The 18,598-nt window shown below is 41.7% G+C and carries 14 protein-coding genes; 7 read left to right on the forward strand and 7 right to left on the reverse strand.

Features of this window, described 5'->3' with window-relative positions; all coding sequences use genetic code 11:
- Positions 1 to 73: 73 nt before the first annotated feature.
- The 7 genes from rpoB to rpsJ all read left to right on the forward strand — a co-directional run bounded on the left by rpoB (position 74) and on the right by rpsJ (position 12,340).
- Positions 74 to 3,946 carry a DNA-directed RNA polymerase subunit beta gene (gene rpoB, locus B5Y40_RS18560; protein WP_079688282.1) on the forward strand — a complete coding sequence of 1,291 codons (3,873 nt, stop codon included), beginning with the start codon at positions 74 to 76 and terminating at the stop codon, positions 3,944 to 3,946.
- A gap of 94 nt (positions 3,947 to 4,040) precedes the next feature.
- Entirely contained in the window at positions 4,041 to 8,351 is a 4,311-nt protein-coding gene (gene rpoC / locus B5Y40_RS18565; protein WP_079688283.1) for a DNA-directed RNA polymerase subunit beta', read from the forward strand.
- Positions 8,352 to 8,469: 118 nt separating this feature from the next.
- Positions 8,470 to 8,793 carry a DUF3467 domain-containing protein gene (locus B5Y40_RS18570; RefSeq protein WP_079688284.1) on the forward strand — a complete coding sequence of 108 codons (324 nt, stop codon included), beginning with the start codon at positions 8,470 to 8,472 and terminating at the stop codon, positions 8,791 to 8,793.
- 183 nt (positions 8,794 to 8,976) lie between these two features.
- On the forward strand, positions 8,977 to 9,399 hold the full coding sequence (gene rpsL, locus B5Y40_RS18575; RefSeq protein ID WP_079688285.1) for a 30S ribosomal protein S12: 423 nt from the start codon (positions 8,977 to 8,979) through the stop codon (positions 9,397 to 9,399).
- A gap of 12 nt (positions 9,400 to 9,411) precedes the next feature.
- Complete coding sequence (gene rpsG, locus B5Y40_RS18580) at positions 9,412 to 9,879, forward strand: 30S ribosomal protein S7 (RefSeq protein WP_079688286.1); 468 nt, start codon at positions 9,412 to 9,414, stop codon at positions 9,877 to 9,879.
- Between the two features lie 15 nt (positions 9,880 to 9,894).
- Positions 9,895 to 12,009 carry an elongation factor G gene (fusA, locus tag B5Y40_RS18585; RefSeq protein ID WP_079688287.1) on the forward strand — a complete coding sequence of 705 codons (2,115 nt, stop codon included), beginning with the start codon at positions 9,895 to 9,897 and terminating at the stop codon, positions 12,007 to 12,009.
- A gap of 25 nt (positions 12,010 to 12,034) precedes the next feature.
- Positions 12,035 to 12,340, forward strand: a complete 306-nt coding sequence (gene rpsJ, locus B5Y40_RS18590; RefSeq protein WP_079688288.1) for a 30S ribosomal protein S10 — start codon at positions 12,035 to 12,037, stop codon at positions 12,338 to 12,340.
- 68 nt (positions 12,341 to 12,408) lie between these two features.
- On the opposite strand, the gene B5Y40_RS29950 is transcribed toward rpsJ, so the two are convergent.
- The 7 genes from B5Y40_RS29950 to B5Y40_RS18625 all read right to left on the reverse strand — a co-directional run bounded on the left by B5Y40_RS29950 (position 12,409) and on the right by B5Y40_RS18625 (position 18,449).
- Complete coding sequence (locus B5Y40_RS29950) at positions 12,409 to 12,558, reverse strand: hypothetical protein (RefSeq protein WP_245840625.1); 150 nt, start codon at positions 12,556 to 12,558, stop codon at positions 12,409 to 12,411.
- A gap of 291 nt (positions 12,559 to 12,849) precedes the next feature.
- The gene (locus B5Y40_RS18600) at positions 12,850 to 13,452 is read right to left on the reverse strand and encodes a nucleotidyltransferase family protein (protein WP_143785812.1); all 603 of its coding nucleotides are present in this window, start codon (positions 13,450 to 13,452) and stop codon (positions 12,850 to 12,852) included.
- Positions 13,449 to 13,946: a YybH family protein gene (locus B5Y40_RS18605; RefSeq protein WP_079688291.1), complete on the reverse strand. Its 498-nt coding sequence runs from the start codon at positions 13,944 to 13,946 to the stop codon at positions 13,449 to 13,451. Before B5Y40_RS18605 ends, B5Y40_RS18600 begins: the two co-directional genes overlap by 4 nt.
- A 10-nt stretch (positions 13,947 to 13,956) precedes the next feature.
- The gene (locus B5Y40_RS18610; RefSeq protein WP_079688292.1) at positions 13,957 to 15,147 is read right to left on the reverse strand and encodes an XdhC family protein; all 1,191 of its coding nucleotides are present in this window, start codon (positions 15,145 to 15,147) and stop codon (positions 13,957 to 13,959) included.
- A gap of 53 nt (positions 15,148 to 15,200) precedes the next feature.
- Entirely contained in the window at positions 15,201 to 15,611 is a 411-nt protein-coding gene (locus B5Y40_RS18615; RefSeq protein WP_143785813.1) for a c-type cytochrome, read from the reverse strand.
- A 111-nt stretch (positions 15,612 to 15,722) separates the two neighbouring features.
- Positions 15,723 to 17,969: a molybdopterin cofactor-binding domain-containing protein gene (locus tag B5Y40_RS18620; protein ID WP_245840628.1), complete on the reverse strand. Its 2,247-nt coding sequence runs from the start codon at positions 17,967 to 17,969 to the stop codon at positions 15,723 to 15,725.
- Positions 17,970 to 18,449, reverse strand: a complete 480-nt coding sequence (locus B5Y40_RS18625; protein WP_079688293.1) for a (2Fe-2S)-binding protein — start codon at positions 18,447 to 18,449, stop codon at positions 17,970 to 17,972. It abuts the gene before it with no gap.
- Positions 18,450 to 18,598 lie beyond the last annotated feature (149 nt).

The following is an 18,598-nucleotide window of genomic DNA, read 5'->3' on the forward strand; positions in this document are numbered from 1 at the left end:
TTCCCATTTGTACTCAAACTTGTATTTCCTATTGTTCTCCCGTCCAGGACAAAGAACTTAAACGTTAAACACCTTGGCAAAGAAGACTATTAACGGTAGAATCGACTTCTCAGGAATTGAGAAGATCCTCGAATACCCTGATTTTCTGGACCTTCAACTCCAGTCTTTCAAAGATTTCTTACAGATTGAAACTCCGGCCGAAAAAAGACAAAATGAAGGCTTGTATAAGGTTTTTGCAGAGAACTTCCCGATTAGTGATTCCCGCGAAAACTTTGTTTTAGAGTTTGTAGATTATACAATCGATCCTCCGAAGTACTCAGTAGATGAGTGCATCGACCGTGGATTGACTTTCTCCGTGCCATTGAAGGCGAAGCTTCGCCTTACGTGCAACGATGAGGATAACGAAGATTTTGAAACTATTGAACAAGAAGTATTCCTCGGTAATATTCCTTATATGACCGAAAAGGGATCTTTCGTAATCAATGGTGCCGAGCGTGTTATCGTATCTCAGTTACACCGCTCTCCTGGTGTATTCTTTGCGATGAGCAAACACACGAATGGCACAAAACTTTATTCAGCGCGGATCATTCCCTTCAAAGGATCCTGGATTGAATTCGCGACCGATGTAAACGCTGTGATGTATGCATACATCGACCGTAAAAAGAAATTCCCTGTAACCACCTTGTTGCGTGCAATTGGGTACGGTTCAGATAAAGATATACTTGACCTGTTCGGCTTATCAGAAGAGGTTGAAGCAAACAAAAATACGCTTAAGAAAACAGTAGGTCGCAAACTCGCAGCACGGGTGCTGAAGACATGGACTGAAGACTTCGTGGACGAAGATACTGGTGAAGTGGTGTCCATCGATCGTAACGAAGTGTTATTGGAGCGTGATCACACGATCGCAGCAGAAGACGTTGATGTTATCGTAGAATCTGGTGTGAAGTCAATTATACTTCATAGAGATGATATTAACATCGCTGATTACAATATTATATTCAATACACTGGCGAAAGATACTTCCAACTCTGAAAAAGAGGCGGTTGAGTACATATATCGTCAGTTGAGAAACACTGAAGCTCCGGATGAACAAACAGCTCGCGATATAATCAACAGCTTGTTCTTCTCTGAGAAGCGCTATGATCTTGGTGAAGTAGGCCGTTATAGAATCAATAAGAAATTAGGTCTTGATATCAGTTCAGATCAACGTGTATTGACGAAAGAAGATATTATTCTGATCGTGAAGTACCTTATCGGTCTGATCAACTCTAAAGCAGTTGTCGATGATATAGATCACTTGAGTAACAGACGTGTAAGAACAGTAGGCGAGCAGTTATATTCTCAATTTGGTGTAGGTCTTGCCCGTATGGCGAGAACCATCAAGGAAAGAATGAACGTTCGCGATAATGAAGATTTCAAACCGGTTGATCTGATCAATGCGCGTACGTTGTCTTCTGTTATCAACTCTTTCTTTGGTACGAACCAGCTGTCTCAATTCATGGATCAAACCAATCCGCTTGCAGAGATTACGCACAAACGCAGAATGTCGGCACTCGGTCCTGGTGGTCTTTCCCGTGAACGTGCAGGTTTCGAGGTTCGTGACGTACACTATACGCACTACGGACGTCTCTGTACAATTGAAACTCCGGAAGGTCCAAACATTGGTTTGATTTCGTCTCTCTGTGTTCACGCTAAAGTGAACAAGATGGGCTTCATTGAAACACCATATCGTAAAGTTGAAAACGGTAAGGTAAAAGTAAAAGAGCCTGTGATCTTCCTGACCGCTGAAGAAGAAGATACAAATTACATTGCACAAGCTAAGGTTCCGATCAAACCGACCGGAGAGTTCGTGGATGAAAAAATAAAGGCGCGTTTCGAAGGTGACTTCCCGGTAATCGAGCCGAAGGATCTTAAGTATATGGATATTGCTCCGAATCAAATTGTTTCGGTAGCAGCTTCTATGATTCCTTTCCTTGAGCACGATGATGCGAACCGTGCATTGATGGGATCGAACATGCAACGTCAGGCTGTGCCTCTTTTAAGACCAGAAGCTCCTATTGTTGGAACAGGTCTTGAAGGTCGTGTAGCATTAGACTCACGTGCACTTATCCTTGCAGAAGGAAATGGTGTTGTGGATTTTGTTGACGCCAAGAAAATTATTATCAAGTACGAAGTTTCTGAAGAACAGCAGTTGGTAAGTTTTGATGATGAATTCAGAACTTATAACCTGATCAAGTTCAGAAGAACTAACCAGGATACTTGTATCAACCTGACACCTCTTGTTCGCAAAGGTGAAAAGGTAGTTAAGGGACAACCACTTTGTCAGGGATATGCTACTCAAAATGGAGAGCTCGCTCTGGGACGTAACTTACTCGTGGCTTACATGCCATGGCAAGGTTATAACTTCGAGGATGCGATTGTAATCTCTGAGAGAGTTGTTCAGAACGATGTATATACATCGATTCACATTGAAGAATTTGAGCTTGAAGTTCGTGATACAAAACGTGGTGAAGAAGAACTTACTTCTGAGATACCGAACGTTAGCGAAGAAGCGGTAAAACATCTCGATGAAAATGGTATCATCCGTGTTGGTGCTGAGGTTCGTGAAGGTGATATTCTGATTGGTAAGATCACTCCGAAAGGAGAAACAGATCCTACTCCTGAAGAAAAACTTCTCCGCGCAATCTTCGGTGATAAAGCTGGTGATGTGAAGGATGCTTCTATGAAGGCACCTCCATCATTGAAAGGTGTTGTGATTGACACGAAGCTTTTCTCAAGACCGAAACGCGACAAAGATGTTCGTTCAAAATCTAAGAAGGAGCTCGATGCACTGAAGAGCAAGTATAGCAAGCAACTAAGTGATCTTCGTGAAGAGATGATCAAGAAGTTGACACAATTACTGAATGGAAAAACCAGCAATGGTGTGAAGCATAAATTCGGTGATGAATTAGTGAGCAAAGGTGTTAAGTTCTCAGCAAAGGTGATTGAGAATAACCTGTTCCCTGATAAAAACATTTACCGCGATGAAAGCAATTACAACGTTCCTGAAGAAGTCAACTTGATTTCTGATGTAAGTCTTGAAAACTGGACGCCTGAAGAGCATACGAATGAGCTCATCGGTCAGATGGTGAAGAATTACATTGTGAAACGTAACACTTACGCAGGTGAATTCAAGCGTGAACGGTTTACATTGGAAGTTGGAGATGAATTGCCAACCGGTATAGTACAGCTTGCTAAAGTTTACATTGCGAAAAAACGTAAATTGAAAGTAGGAGATAAAATGGCAGGTCGTCACGGAAATAAGGGTGTCGTAGCCCGTATTGTTCGTGAAGAGGATATGCCATTCCTGGAAGATGGAACACCAGTAGACATTTGTTTGAATCCGCTTGGTGTACCGTCACGTATGAACCTTGGACAGATCTATGAAACCGTGTTGGCTTGGGCTGGATTGAAACTCGGCCGTAAGTACGCTACTCCAATTTTCGATGGAGCATCATTAGATGAAGTGCAAGCAGAGCTGGACGAAGCGGGTCTTCCTCTTTTCGGAAGAACGTACCTGTACGATGGTTTGACCGGAGACAAATTCGATCAGCCAGTAACGGTAGGTGTCGCGTATATGCTGAAACTTGGTCACTTGGTTGATGATAAGATGCACGCACGTTCTATCGGGCCATACTCTCTTATCACACAACAACCGCTGGGTGGTAAAGCACAGTTCGGTGGTCAGCGTTTTGGGGAGATGGAGGTATGGGCGATCGAGGCATTCGGTGCTTCGAACATCCTGCAAGAAATTCTTACCATCAAGTCTGACGATGTGATCGGTCGTGCGAAAGCCTACGAAGCGATTGTTAAGGGTGAAAACATGCGCAAGCCCAATATTCCTGAATCATTCAATGTACTTGTACATGAACTCAGAGGCTTGGCTCTTGAAATCACCATGGATTAATAAAGTCGGGTCCTGAAGTTTTAAGCAAAATGCTTCAAAACTTCAGGATACCGGACTTGTACACTTTATAAGTACTTAACTGAAAACTTACACTATGTCTTTCAGAAAAAATAAAAAGATCAACAACGACTTCTCCAAGATCACCATTAGCTTGGCTTCTCCTGAATCAATTCTGGAAAGCTCACATGGTGAAGTAACGCAACCAGAAACCATTAACTACAGAACTTACAAACCAGAAATGGGAGGATTGTTCTGCGAGAGGATTTTTGGTCCCGTGAAGGATTGGGAATGTCATTGTGGAAAATATAAGCGTATCCGTTATAAAGGTATCATTTGCGATCGCTGCGGTGTAGAAGTTACCGAGAAGAAAGTAAGACGCGAGCGCATGGGGCATATCGAGTTAGTTGTACCGGTAGCACATATCTGGTATTTCCGTTCGCTCCCTAACAAGATTGGTTACTTGCTTGGCCTTGCTACCAAGAAACTCGATCAAATTATTTACTACGAACGCTATGTGGTGATTCAACCTGGTGTTAAAGAAGAAGATGGTGTAAATCGTCTTGATTTCTTAACCGAAGAAGAATACCTCGATATCATTGATAAACTTCCTCGCGAGAATCAATTGTTGGATGACAATGATCCTAAGAAGTTCATCGCGAAAATGGGTGCGGATGCACTTGAAATGCTGTTATCAAGAACTCAACTTGACACACTTTCATATGAATTAAGACACCAGGCAGCGACTGATACATCTCAACAACGTAAGGCTGAAGCATTGAAGCGTTTGAAAGTGGTTGAAGCTTTCCGTGATGCAAAAACTCGTATTGAGAATAAGCCTGAATGGATGGTGATTAAAATGGTTCCGGTAATTCCTCCGGAATTACGTCCACTCGTACCATTGGATGGAGGTCGTTTTGCAACATCAGATTTGAATGATCTTTACAGACGTGTTATTATTCGTAACAATCGTCTTAAGAGATTGATCGATATTAAAGCTCCGGAAGTTATCCTTCGTAATGAGAAGCGTATGCTTCAGGAAGCTGTTGACTCTTTGTTTGATAACTCAAGAAAAGTAAACGCTGTGCGTTCCGATGGAAATCGCGCGCTGAAATCTTTGAGTGATATGCTGAAAGGCAAGCAAGGACGTTTCCGTCAAAATTTGCTGGGTAAACGTGTTGACTACTCGGGTCGTTCAGTAATCGTGGTTGGTCCTGAGCTGAAATTACACGAGTGCGGTCTTCCAAAAGATATGGCGGCTGAGTTATTCAAGCCATTTATTATCCGTAAGCTGATTGAAAGAGGAATTGTAAAAACTGTGAAGTCAGCAAAGAAAATTGTTGACAGAAAAGATCCAGTGATCTGGGACATTTTGGAAAACGTATTGAAAGGACATCCTGTTCTTTTGAACCGTGCTCCAACACTTCACAGACTAGGTATACAAGCATTCCAACCGAAATTGATCGAAGGAAAAGCGATCCAGCTTCACCCGCTCGTATGTACTGCGTTTAACGCTGACTTTGACGGTGACCAGATGGCGGTTCACGTTCCTCTTGGACAAGAAGCGATTTTGGAAGCTTCGTTATTGATGCTGTCATCGCACAACATCCTTAATCCTGCTAACGGTGCCCCTATCACAGTTCCTTCTCAGGACATGGTGTTGGGATTATACTATCTCACAAAAGGAAGAAAAGGAACTCCTGAACATCCAATTAAAGGTGAGAACAAACGCTACTACTCTTCTGAAGAAGTTATAGTTGCGTTCAATGAAGGTAAACTTTCAAAGCACGCTAACATAAAAGTTCGCGCTGTTGTAAAAGATAAGAAGACAGGTGACTTAGAATTTAAGATGATTGACACTGTCGCAGGACGTGTTATCTTCAACAAATTCGTACCGGAAGAAGTAGGCTTTGTAGATGAACTTCTTACAAAGAAAAAACTTCAGACGATCATCTCTGACATCTACAAAATTGCAGGTCAATCTAAGACTGCCAAGTTCCTTGACGATATTAAAGAACTTGGATTCCAGATGGCTTACAAAGGTGGATTGTCAATGGGCTTGAACGATGTAAAAGTTCCTGCCGAAAAAGAGAAATTGGTAGCAAATGCCCAGGAAGAGGTTGATGCCGTTTGGAACAACTACATGATGGGTCTTATTACTGACAACGAGCGTTACAACCAGGTGATTGATATCTGGACGCGTACGAATACGTTGCTCACCAATACACTGATGAAACAGCTGGAAGAAGACCAGCAAGGTTTTAACTCGATCTACATGATGATGCACTCTGGTGCTCGTGGTTCGAGAGAACAGATTCGTCAGTTAGGTGGTATGCGGGGTCTGATGGCGAAACCTCAAAAGAACCTTGCAGGTTCAGTAGGTTCCATCATTGAGAACCCGATCCTTTCTAACTTTAAAGAAGGATTGGATGTATTGGAATACTTTATCTCTACGCACGGTGCTCGTAAAGGTCTTGCTGATACTGCGTTGAAAACAGCCGATGCTGGTTACTTAACGCGTAGGCTTGTGGACGTTGCACAGGATCTTGTAGTGAGTGAAGATGACTGTGGAACTTTACGTGGCTTGAAAGTAACGGCTTTGAAGGACAACGAAGACATCGTTGAACCTTTATCAGAACGTATCCTTGGCCGTGTTACAGTTCATGATATATATGATCCGATCAATGATACATTGATCTGCCCTGCGAATTCTGAAATTACTGACGAGCTTGCTAAGTTGATCGAAGATACAGCGATTGAAGAAGTTGAAATTCGCTCACTGCTTACATGCGAATCGAAAGTAGGAGGTTGTGCTAAATGCTACGGTCGTAACCTGGCTACCGGTAAAATGGTACAAGCAGGTGAAGCTGTAGGTGTAATTGCAGCACAATCCATTGGTGAACCAGGAACGCAGCTTACACTTCGTACATTCCACGTTGGGGGTACTGCGTCTAACATCGCTGTAGAAGCAAACATCAAAGCGAAGTTTAGCGGTATTCTTGAATTCGAAGGTATCCGTACCATTGATACAACGAACAATGATAACAACCCGATCCAGGTAGTAATGGGTCGTACCGGGGAGATTAGAATTGTAGACAGTGAAAAGACTAGAGTATTGATCACTAACCACGTTCCTTACGGTGCTTTCCTGAAAGTGAAAGACGGTCAGAAAGTGGAAAAAGGTGAGGAACTTTGTTTCTGGGATCCTTACAACGCTGTGATCTTGTCTGAGTTCGATGGAACAATTGAATATGAAGCGATAATTGAAGGTGTTACTTACAAGGAAGAATCAGATGAACAAACTGGTCACCGTGAGAAAGTAATCACCGAGACACGTGATAAGACTAAGAACCCTGCTATTGTTGTAAAAGGGAAAACTGATACAAAAGGTTATAACATTCCTGTGGGAGCTCACTTAGCAGTAGATGCAGGTGAGAAAATCAAAGCAGGACAAGTGCTGGCGAAGATTCCTCGTACCATGGGTAAATCTCGTGATATTACAGGGGGTCTGCCTCGTGTAACTGAATTGTTCGAAGCACGTAACCCTTCAAATCCAGCAGTAGTAAGTGAGATTGACGGAGTTGTTACTTATGGAGGTATTAAACGTGGTAATCGCGAAATCTTTATTGAATCTCGTGATGGTGTACAAAAGCGTTATTTAGTGCCACTGTCAAAACACATCCTTGTTCAGGATAACGACTTCGTAAAAGCCGGTCAGCCATTATCTGATGGTTCGATCACGCCTTCGGATATCTTATCAATTAAAGGTCCGACTGCTGTTCAGGAATATCTTGTGAATGAAATCCAGGAAGTATACCGTCTGCAAGGTGTGAAAATCAATGATAAGCACATCGAGGCTATTGTAAGCCAGATGATGCAGAAAGTTGAAATCATTGATCCGGGAGATACAAGCTTCCTGCCAGGCGAATACGTTGATAAACTTCAGTTTAGAGAAGATAACGACTTGATTCTTGATAAAAAGGTAGTTATTGAAGCAGGCGACTCTCAAGTGTTGAAGCCAGGCCAGATCATTACCGCGCGGGAATTAAGAGACGAGAATTCAGTTCTTCGCAGAAAAGACCATAAATTGGTTGAGGTACGCGATGCACTGGCGGCTGTTTCGAGACCAACGCTTCAAGGTATTACTCAGGCTTCGTTGAAAACTGAAAGTTGGCTATCTGCTGCATCCTTCCAGGAAACCACGAAAGTACTTAGCGAAGCTGCTATCCGTGGTAAAACTGACTGGTTGAATGGTTTGAAAGAGAACGTAATTGTAGGTCACTTGATCCCTGCGGGAACTGGTCAGCGTAGATTTGCTGATTTGATTGTAACGCATAAGGATGAATACAATGCATTGGTTAATGCTCCTGAAAGAGCTCGTGATCGCGAGAAAGAACTCCAGGATTAATTAACAAATTGAAATAGAACAATCTGCGGATGCGCCCTAAATGGCCATCCGCATTTTGCTTATAGGGATATTGAATATGATTTAAACTTGTGACCTCGGTGCAAGAACTATTTAGAATATGACAGACGAAAAAAACAAACAAGCTCAAAACCAGATCAATATAGAGCTTTCAGAAGAAATTGCTGAAGGGATCTATTCGAACCTGGCCATGATTGCGCATTCTAACAGCGAGTTCGTCATTGACTTTATTCGCTTAATGCCGGGGGTTCCGAAGGCCAAAGTCAAATCCCGGATAGTGATTACTCCGGAGCACGCCAAACGTTTTCTATTAGCATTAAAAGACAATATAGATAAGTATGAAAGTAGCTTCGGCCCGATAAAAAGAACAGAGGATATGCCAAAGTTTCCAATGAATTTTGGTGGAACAGTTGGTGAAGCGTAAAAAATGATTAGTAAGAATATGAATGAAAAAGTGCTACTCAGGCTTTGCTTGCACTAAAAGTCATATTTAACTACTCAATAATGCTCTAATCCTTTAAAAATAATCTAACATGGCTTTGCAAGCTGTCATACTTTAAATACCTTTGCAGTCCTAATTTTTGAGAGGTTTATAAAAGAAATATAAATGCCGACCATTCAACAACTTGTAAGAAAAGGGCGTAAGAAACTGGAATTCAAATCGAAATCTCCGGCCCTTGATTCTTGCCCACAGAAGAGAGGAGTATGTACACGTGTGTACACAACAACTCCTAAAAAGCCTAACTCTGCGATGCGTAAAGTAGCTCGTGTTCGCTTAGTAAGCGGCAAAGAAGTGAACGCATACATCATGGGTGAAGGTCACAACCTGCAGGAGCACTCTATTGTGCTTATTCGTGGAGGTCGTGTTAAAGATTTGCCAGGTGTTCGTTACCACATCATCCGTGGTGCACTGGATACTGCAGGTGTAAATGGTCGTAAACAAAGCCGTTCTAAATATGGTGCAAAACGTCCTAAGCCAGGTGCAGCAGCTCCTGCAGCTAAAGGTGCGCCAGCAAAAGGTAAAAAATAATAGGATAGAGCCATGAGAAAGACAAAACCTAAGAAAAGATATCTTCTTCCTGACCCTAAGTTCAACGACACGTTGGTAACGAAGTTCGTGAACTACCTAATGGAACAAGGCAAGAAAAGTACAGCATATGGCATTTTCTATGATGCTGTTGCTTTAGTAGAAAAGAAAACCAACGAGAGCGGTCTCGAAGTTTGGAAGCGTGCCATGAGTAATCTGACACCTTCTGTTGAAGTAAAAAGTAGACGTGTTGGTGGTGCTACATTCCAGGTTCCGGTTGAAATTCGTCCGGAGCGTAAAGTGAACCTGAGCATCAAATGGTTGATTGATTATTCGAGACTTCGCGGTGAGAAGACAATGATGGATAAGCTTGCTGCTGAAATCATCGCTGCTTCAAAAGGCGAGGGCGCTGCTATAAAGAAGAAAGATGATACACATCGTATGGCAGAAGCGAATAAGGCATTTTCACATTTCAGATTCTAATCAGAGGACCAGGTAATGTCTAGAGATTTAAAATACACCAGAAACATAGGTATTGCTGCTCACATTGATGCAGGTAAAACAACAACTACCGAGCGTATTCTGTATTATGCCGGTGTTAATCACAAGATCGGTGAAGTACACGAAGGTGCTGCTACTATGGACTGGATGGCTCAGGAGCAGGAGAGAGGTATTACCATTACTTCGGCCGCTACTACAGTATTCTGGGATTATAGAAGTAATAAGTATAACGTAAATATTATTGATACACCTGGTCACGTGGATTTTACCGTTGAGGTAAACCGCTCCCTCCGTGTATTGGATGGTCTTGTGTTTTTATTCAGTGCTGTTGATGGTGTTGAGCCTCAATCAGAAACAAACTGGCGCCTTGCGGATAATTACAAGGTTGCTCGTATTGGTTTCGTGAATAAAATGGACCGTGCAGGCTCTGATTTTCTTGGAGTTTGTAAACAGGTAAAAGAAAAATTAGGTAGCAATGCAGTTGCTCTTCAGTTGCCAATCGGTGCAGAAGAAAACTTCAGAGGTGTTGTTGACTTGATTAACAATAGAGGTATTGTTTGGAACGAAGCCGATAAAGGCATGACTTTCCAAGTTGTTCCAATCCCTGATGATATGTTGGAAGAAGTCAAAGAATACAGAGAAAAACTTCTGGAAGCTGTGGCTGATTTCGATGAATCATTGATGGAAAAATATTTCGAGAATCCGAATTCAATTACGGAATTAGAAATATTGACAGCTTTGAGAAAAGCCACAATAGCGATGAAGGTTATTCCAATGGTATGCGGATCGTCTTTTAAAAACAAAGGCGTTCAGACTATGTTGGATTATGTGATGGAACTTCTTCCTTCACCATTGGATAAAGATGATATCATTGGAACTAATCCTGATACTGACCAAGAGGTTATTATCAGACCAGATGAGAAAGAACCATTTGCAGCACTTGCATTTAAAATTGCTACAGATCCTTTCGTTGGACGTCTTTGCTTCGTTCGCGCTTACTCAGGTGTGCTTGAATCGGGATCATATGTTTACAACACAAGATCAGAAAATAAAGAGCGTATCTCGCGTGTATTCCAAATGCATGCTAACAAACAGAATCAAATCGAAAGGTTGGTTGCTGGTGATATTGGAGCGGTAGTTGGGTTCAAAGATATTAAAACAGGTGATACACTTTGCGATGAAAAACGCAAAGTAATTCTAGAATCAATGGTGTTCCCTGAGCCTGTAATTGGTTATGCTATTGAACCTAAGAAACAAGCAGATGTTGATAAGCTGGGTATGGCTATCGCGAAGCTTGTAGAGGAAGATCCAACACTTCGTGTGAATACAGATCAGGAAACTGGTCAAACGATTCTTCGTGGTATGGGTGAACTTCACTTGGAGATCATTATCGATCGTCTGAAGCGTGAATTCAAAGTAGAGATCAACCAGGGTGCTCCTCAGGTTGCTTATAAAGAAGCTCTTACGAAGTCTGTTGAGCATAAAGAAGTTTATAAGAAGCAGACTGGTGGTCGTGGTAAATTTGCTGATATCGTATTCGAAATCGGGCCACGCGAACTGAAAGAAGGCGATAAAGACGGTCTGGAGTTTGTAAACGATATCGTAGGTGGTGTAATTCCTCGCGAATTCATTCAACCTGTTCAGAAAGGTTTCGAAAGCGCAATGGTAAATGGTCCGCTGGCTGGATATCCGATCGACAACATGCGCGTTCGTTTATACCACGGTTCTTACCATGATGTCGATTCAGATTCATTGTCATTCGAATTGGCAGCTCGTATTGGTTTTAAGGAAGCTGCATCGAAATGTGCTCCTCAGTTACTTGAGCCAATCATGTCAGTAGAAGTAATGAGCCCGGATGAATATACAGGTTCTGTAACAGGTGACCTGAACAGAAGACGTGGTGTTATGAAAGGCATGGACACTCGTTCGGGTGCACAGCTTATCAGAGCCGATGTTCCGTTGAAAGAACTCTTCGGATACATTACAGACTTGAGAACACTTACTTCAGGTCGTGCTTCTGCATCCCTGACGTTCTCACACTATGCTCCGGTTCCGAAGAACCTTGCAGACAAAGTAATTGAAGAAGTAAAAGGCGCAGTTGCCGCTAAATAATAAACATCTAAAAGGCGTTTAGATCATGAACCAGAAAATCAGAATAAAACTTAAGTCTTACGATCACAACTTGGTTGATAAATCATCTGAGAAAATTGTAAGAGCTGTAAAGGCAACAGGTGCTGTAGTTAGCGGTCCTATTCCGTTACCAACCGAAAAAGAAAAATTCACTGTACTTCGTTCCCCACACGTTAACAAGAAGTCACGTGAGCAATTTCAACTTTGCACCTACAAGCGCTTGGTTGACATTTATTCAAACAGTGCAAAAACTGTAGACGCCTTGATGAAACTTGAACTTCCTAGCGGAGTTGATGTAGAGATCAAAGTGTAGTTATCTACGAAACAATACTAAAAAGCCATCTTCTCAAGAGATGGCTTTTTTAGTATATATACTTTTCTTCACCCGGTTGCTGTTTGGCTTTCCTGGTTATTATAGGAATTAAGAATTTCCTGAGTAACATCTTTGCCGCCATTCAGATTGTGGACTAAACTGCCAATACTATATATAGGCCCCCAAGGAATTCCCCACCAGCCTAGTAAAAATGTCATAAGAGTGAAAGGTAGTCCCTTAATCAAACGACTTTCACCAGAGCGAATAAAATAAATGTCTGATGATCGTCTGAAGGTCATTACAAGAACAGAAATTGTGAATTGGAACACAACGAACTTAGCGCCATGTGCGAGTTCTCGGTTGATTTGGTCTGTTGTAAGACCCTCAATGTTTTTAATTCCAGCCATTGATAGATGTAGTTTAGACGTGAAATCAAATCTAGCTTTCAATGACTATATATTCGTATAAAGAACGCAAGGCCTATCACTGATGTAGGAAATGGTTAGTCTTTAGGAGTTTTTATCAAGGAAGGATTTATAGCTGTCCGGTGTATCTAAATCAATCTCCCCGTTGGGGAAATTAATAAGCTCAGCGTCTTCCGGGTGAAGTGTAATTACTTTTTTAGCACCTTGGTCGTCAGGCATATTCAATAATACGGGGAATATGTTTTTATCGAAAAGAGCAGGCACTCCAGGTGAATCTGAATAGTAAGATGCTATAATTTTTTTTTGTGTTAATAGATATCGATCAATCAGAACATTCAGATGATCTTCGGATATATAGGGCTGGTCGCAGACTATGATGATAGCCGCATCAATGGCTGCGTCAATTGTTAACAAGTGATTGAGCCCTGCCTTTAAAGAACCTCCCATGCCGTTTTGCCACAATGGGTTTTGAATGATAGCTACTCGTTGATTTTTTAATATACTTTCGTGAAGGTCTTTGTTCGCTCCAAGCACCACCACGGTATATGCAGCTTTTGATTTTAACGCAATGTTACACGTTCTGGTGAGCATTGGTTCTCCAAAGATAGGCAACATCTGTTTTGATTGGCCCATTCGTGTTGAAGAACCTGCAGCAAGTATAATTATACCTATACTTATCCTACTCACGGCTCCAATGGCTTTCCGTTATTGAAATCTTTTTCACTAATGGTTCCCCCTTCTGATGAATCAGAATCAACGAGTATTTTCCAGATTCCATTTTCCTTACGAAGCACTACATGAAATTTACCATAGAAACTTCTACTCTCGCCCTGGGCGTTTATGACAGTTGTCTTGTATACACCTACTTCATAAGCTTGGTTCTCATTTGCTATTCGCTCCAGGAAATGAAGCTCTATAGACCGTTTCGTTTTTTGCTGAAGTGCTTTGTTATCTCCTTCGGTATTCTGTTTTTTATATTGATCAAAGGATAAAAGTGTTTTCGAGTCACGCGGAGTACGAATTAAATCCTGAGAATGAACAGACATAAATCCCTGTGTATCGTGATTGCTGAATGATGTTATGAAAGGTTCCCAGACTTGTTCATTGATTTGTTTTTGGATTTCTTGCGAATAACCTGCGAACGATATTACTATAAATAGAAAAACGATCCATTTTTTCATTGTATAAATATTAGGAGTTCTGTGCAGCCTTGTCTTCGTGATGATGCAAATATACTTGCTTGAACACTTGGTCGCTTGCAGAATCGCGTTGATGTATAGAACCCGTTCTGTATTTTAAATACCCACCCGAGCGATTGGAAAATTTACTTTGGATTTCAGCAATAATAGAAACGGCAATTTCATCAGGAGCTTCCGCACCAATATCAAGACCTATCGGAGAATGAATGCGGTGAACATCATTTGAAGAAAGCTGAATATTTTCTTTTGCAAACTCGTTAAGCATTTTATCAAAACGCTTTCTGGGTCCAAGCATACCTATATATGGTGTTTCTGTCTTTAGTAGTTTTCGCAACACGTCTCTATCATACTCATAATTATGAGACATTAATACACAGGCTGTGTATGGGGTGATGTTGAAATCACGGTCTATAAAGTCACGTTGACAAAGCGAGAGATTGTCAGCTGCGGGAAAAAAGAGTGGCGCTATATGTGCAACACATTCATCGGTAACGGTAACTTCCCAGCCAAGTGATTTGGCCAGGTAACTCACCGGCCGTGCATCAAATCCACCTCCGAAAATAATAAGTGAAACAGAAGGCTGAATCAGCTCAATGAAGACTTCTATTTCTTTACCCTTTACTGTATATACTTTGGCTTCGGATTTCTTTGATTCAAACAAGATTTTGAGATCAGCGGAAATAATTCGTTCGAGTTCCGGATCCTGCAGATTGTGAAGCTTCGTTAATCCAGGGGTAACTAAAAGTTTTTTTCCGATCTCATGAGCATCGTTGTGCACAAATATAGTGGCCAGTGCAACCGGGGCATTCATCTTGATGATACTATCAAAAAGCAACGTTGGATTATTCTGATCTTCCGGGTTTATAGGTTCAATCAATACATCGATCACGCCATTGCATCCTAAGCTAATCCCAAGGTTTTGATTACTTTCTTCTCGTGTATCGTACGTAACAGTTAAAGGTTTCCCATCGGTCATTACCAAGCGCGCTTTGCGCAAGGCATCACCCTCCAGGCATCCTCCGCTGATAGATCCTACCCACTTACCATCATCAGTAATCAACATGCGGGCACCAGGACTTCTATACGATGAGCCTCTCACTTTAACGACTGTAGCCAGTGCTGCCTTGTGTAGATTAAAATCAATCTTCGTGCATTCCTGGAGTATCGTTTTAAATTCCTTCATCGCTATATCTATATAAGTATACGATCTTATTCGAAGATTATTACCAGACTGGGTTAACGTGCGGCCTTTGCTTCTTCGGGTTTTACAGCGTCTCCTTTATTTCCCCACGAATTACGCACATAGTTTAATACATCACTTACTTCCTCATCAGTCAGATCTATAGCCGCCATTTCTCCGTTATAAGTAACGCCGTTTACTTTTATTTCGCCACTAACGCCATGGAGTACTTGTTGGATTGAGCGTTTCTTGTCAGCCATTAAATAGTCCGATTTAGCGAGTGGTGGAAATACACCTTCCATACCTTCTCCTTGTTCCATGTGACAAGTCATGCACTGTACAGTATATATTTCTTTTCCTCTGGCGATACTAGCCTTCAGATCGAATTTTGGTTTTTGCTGGAACGCCACAAATGAAAATCCGGTGGCAGCGATTGTAATAATAGTGATATAGTGATTTAACCTCATCTTAATGATATATATGTGCAATTAATCAGTGCATATTTACGCCGGGTAAATATGCACTATATTTTTTATAGATATTTACGTTATACCCTGCTTATACTCTATTGTATTTTTTTATACTTCCTCCAGGTTAAACGGTAGTTTGCGAATTCTCTTTGATGTCAGATCGAAAATTGCATTCGTCAATGCCGGTGCGAAAGGAGGTAAACTTGGTTCACCAACACCGCCTGCTTTTTCCTCGTTGTCCATAATATGAACTTCAATTTCAGGAGTATCCGTAATGCGCGGCATCTTGTATGTATTAAAATTCTGTTCCACAGCTTTGCCATCTTTGAAATGCGTAGCATGTGTAATAGCAGCACCCAGTGCCATAATTATACTACCTTCTATCTGCGCTTTGATGATGTCAGGGTTTACATACCAGCCACAATCCATTACCGCCCATACCTTATCAACCTTTACTTTGCCATCAGCTTTCTTGGACACCTTCACTACTTCGCCTACTATACTTGAGAAGCTCTCAGCGATAGCTACTCCATACCCCTCATTTTTCTTCCGTGATTTCCAACCTGAAACTTCCTCAAGCTTATTGATCAAATCGTGATATCGACTTTCTTGTAAATGTTGTCTGCGAAACTCCAGCGGATCTTTACCAGCTTTGAAAGCGAGTTCATCCATAAAACTTTCAAATGCAAAAGCATTTGTAGAAGCATATACTGATCTCCACCACATTACCGGAATAGGTGCATCCAGCGGAGCATCAGAGAAGCTATAGTGTGGCAGCGAATTGAAGTATGTTTCCAGGAATCCTTCAGTAGCCGAACCGTTGTATGACTTCTTATCCGCATTTGGCCACTGGTGATCCATGTTCTGACCTGCAGAACGATGAAGGAAGGATTCTATACTTCCATTCGCATTTATCGAACCTTTGCATTGATACATCATACCCGGGCGGAAAGGCCCTTGTGTTGTATCATCTTCACGCGACCAGACTACTTGCACGGGTGCCTTTATTTCCTTGGAAATTATAGCCGCTTCATGCGGATAATCCATGAACGCTTTACGACCAAATCCTCCTCCGAGGAAAGTCATATTCACGATAATTTTTTCTTTTGGCAGTCCCAGAAGCGGACTCAAAAAATCCTGCACCCAATCAGGTCCCTGAATCGGTCCCCAGATTTCAAGTTTATCATCCTGATAGTGTGCTACACAGTTAAGCGGTTCCATACAACTATGCGATTCATATGGAGTTTCATATACCGCCTCTACCTTTTTATCTGATTTTTGAAATATACCTTCTGCATTTCCTTTTGTTCGTACCGAAAGACTGTCATTGCTTTTCAGAGATTCACTCATACGGGTATATAACTGCTCAGTACTCAAGTGTTCAAAACCAGAATCATCCCATTCAACTTTTAAAACTTTTCTCCCTTGCATAGCAGCCCACAACGTATCGGCTACAACAGCAACACCTTCACGGAAGGTGGAGAATACACTCATCTTTACTGGGAGTACATGTTTTACACCGGGTATCTTTTTTGTCTCCGTATCATCAAAGCTTTTTACTTTACCCTGAAAGCGTGGATTACGTTCTACAACAGCATAAAGCATTCCCGGTAATTTTTTATCGAGCCCGAAGATTGCTGTCCCATTTGTTTTTAAAGGAGTATCCTGACGAGGAAGAGGCTTTCTGATAATTTTATACTCTTCCGGTAATTTTAACTTTACATTTTTTGGTGGTTCAAGTTTAGATGCCTCCTGTACGAGTTCACCATAATGAAATTTCTTTCCGGAGGGTTTATGTATAACGTGACCACTCTCGGCATAACACTCAGCCTTTGATGTGTTCCATTTCTTGGCAGCCGCTTCCATTAACATTTCACGTGCAGACGCACTGAGCTTTAGTAACTTTTTATAGGAGCCGCGAATGGTAGAACTTCCACCTGTAATCTGACTTCCATACTTCGCGTTGTTACCCTGCGCAAAAATAATGTTGATATCGTTCAGGTTTACTTCCAGCTCTTCAGCAATGATCTGCGGTATAGATTGAAATGAACCTTGTCCCATCTCCGAACGGTGATTGGTAATGGTAACTTTACCGTTGGTATCAATGGTGATCCAGGCGTTCAGTTCGATGCCTAGGTTTTCTGCTGTTTCAAGATTTATAACTTCAGCCTCCTTGCCATTCGCAGGAAAATAAAATCCAATGCTAAGGGCAGCACCCGTAAGACTGGAAAGCTTAATGAAGTTTCTTCTGGATATACTTTTGGTGATTTCTTTCATGATATAGGTATAAAGAACATGAGTATAGCGATGCCGTATATATAGTATGAAGTTTACCTTCACACCAGTTGCCTGCATCTATTTAATACTTGCTTTTTGATTCATCAGCTGTGATGCAGCTTTGATAGCTTTGCGTATACGAGGATATGTACCACAACGGCATATATGTCCTTGCATAGCCATGTCGATATCTTTATCGGTAGGGTTAGGCGTTTTCTTGAGTAGCGCAGTGGCAGCCATGATTTGTCCGGATTGACAATAACCACATTGCGGCACTTGCTCCGCGATCCATGCTTGTTGCACCGGATGAGAGTTGTCAGATGAAAGTCCTTCGATGGTGACAATATCTTTGTTAGCCGCCGCTGAAACAGGAATGGAGCACGACCGAACCGGAGTGCCTCCAAGGTGTACTGTACACGCTCCGCATTGAGCAATACCACAACCATACTTTGTACCGGTCAATCCTACGACATCACGAATAGCCCAGAGTAGCGGCATTTTAGGATCGACATCTACCGTATGATTTTTGTTGTTGATCTTTAAGGTGAGAGATGCCATGATTATTATTTTGGGGTTGGAACTAAGGTAAGTTACGAAATAACAATGAACGTGTTACTGCTGTTAAAGGAAGAATAGAGTGTGGCGTTCAAAAAAATGATTATTACGTATAAACGGTAACTTGTGGAAGACAAAACGCATTCGTATTT

The sequence above is a fragment of the Ohtaekwangia koreensis genome (assembly GCF_900167975.1).
GTDB lineage: Bacteria > Bacteroidota > Bacteroidia > Cytophagales > Cyclobacteriaceae > Ohtaekwangia > Ohtaekwangia koreensis.

Coding starts and splice junctions, on each gene's coding strand:
- rpoC (WP_079688283.1), top strand. CDS start 4,041: ATGTCTTTCAGAAAAAATAAAAAGATCAACAACGACTTCTCCAAGATC.
- B5Y40_RS18570 (WP_079688284.1), top strand. CDS start 8,470: ATGACAGACGAAAAAAACAAACAAGCTCAAAACCAGATCAATATAGAG.
- rpsL (WP_079688285.1), top strand. CDS start 8,977: ATGCCGACCATTCAACAACTTGTAAGAAAAGGGCGTAAGAAACTGGAA.
- rpsG (WP_079688286.1), top strand. CDS start 9,412: ATGAGAAAGACAAAACCTAAGAAAAGATATCTTCTTCCTGACCCTAAG.
- fusA (WP_079688287.1), top strand. CDS start 9,895: ATGTCTAGAGATTTAAAATACACCAGAAACATAGGTATTGCTGCTCAC.
- rpsJ (WP_079688288.1), top strand. CDS start 12,035: ATGAACCAGAAAATCAGAATAAAACTTAAGTCTTACGATCACAACTTG.
- B5Y40_RS29950 (WP_245840625.1), bottom strand. CDS start 12,558: ATGACATTTTTACTAGGCTGGTGGGGAATTCCTTGGGGGCCTATATAT.
- B5Y40_RS18605 (WP_079688291.1), bottom strand. CDS start 13,946: ATGAAAAAATGGATCGTTTTTCTATTTATAGTAATATCGTTCGCAGGT.
- B5Y40_RS18610 (WP_079688292.1), bottom strand. CDS start 15,147: ATGAAGGAATTTAAAACGATACTCCAGGAATGCACGAAGATTGATTTT.
- B5Y40_RS18615 (WP_143785813.1), bottom strand. CDS start 15,611: ATGAGGTTAAATCACTATATCACTATTATTACAATCGCTGCCACCGGA.
- B5Y40_RS18620 (WP_245840628.1), bottom strand. CDS start 17,969: ATGCAGGCAACTGGTGTGAAGGTAAACTTCATACTATATATACGGCAT.
- B5Y40_RS18625 (WP_079688293.1), bottom strand. CDS start 18,449: ATGGCATCTCTCACCTTAAAGATCAACAACAAAAATCATACGGTAGAT.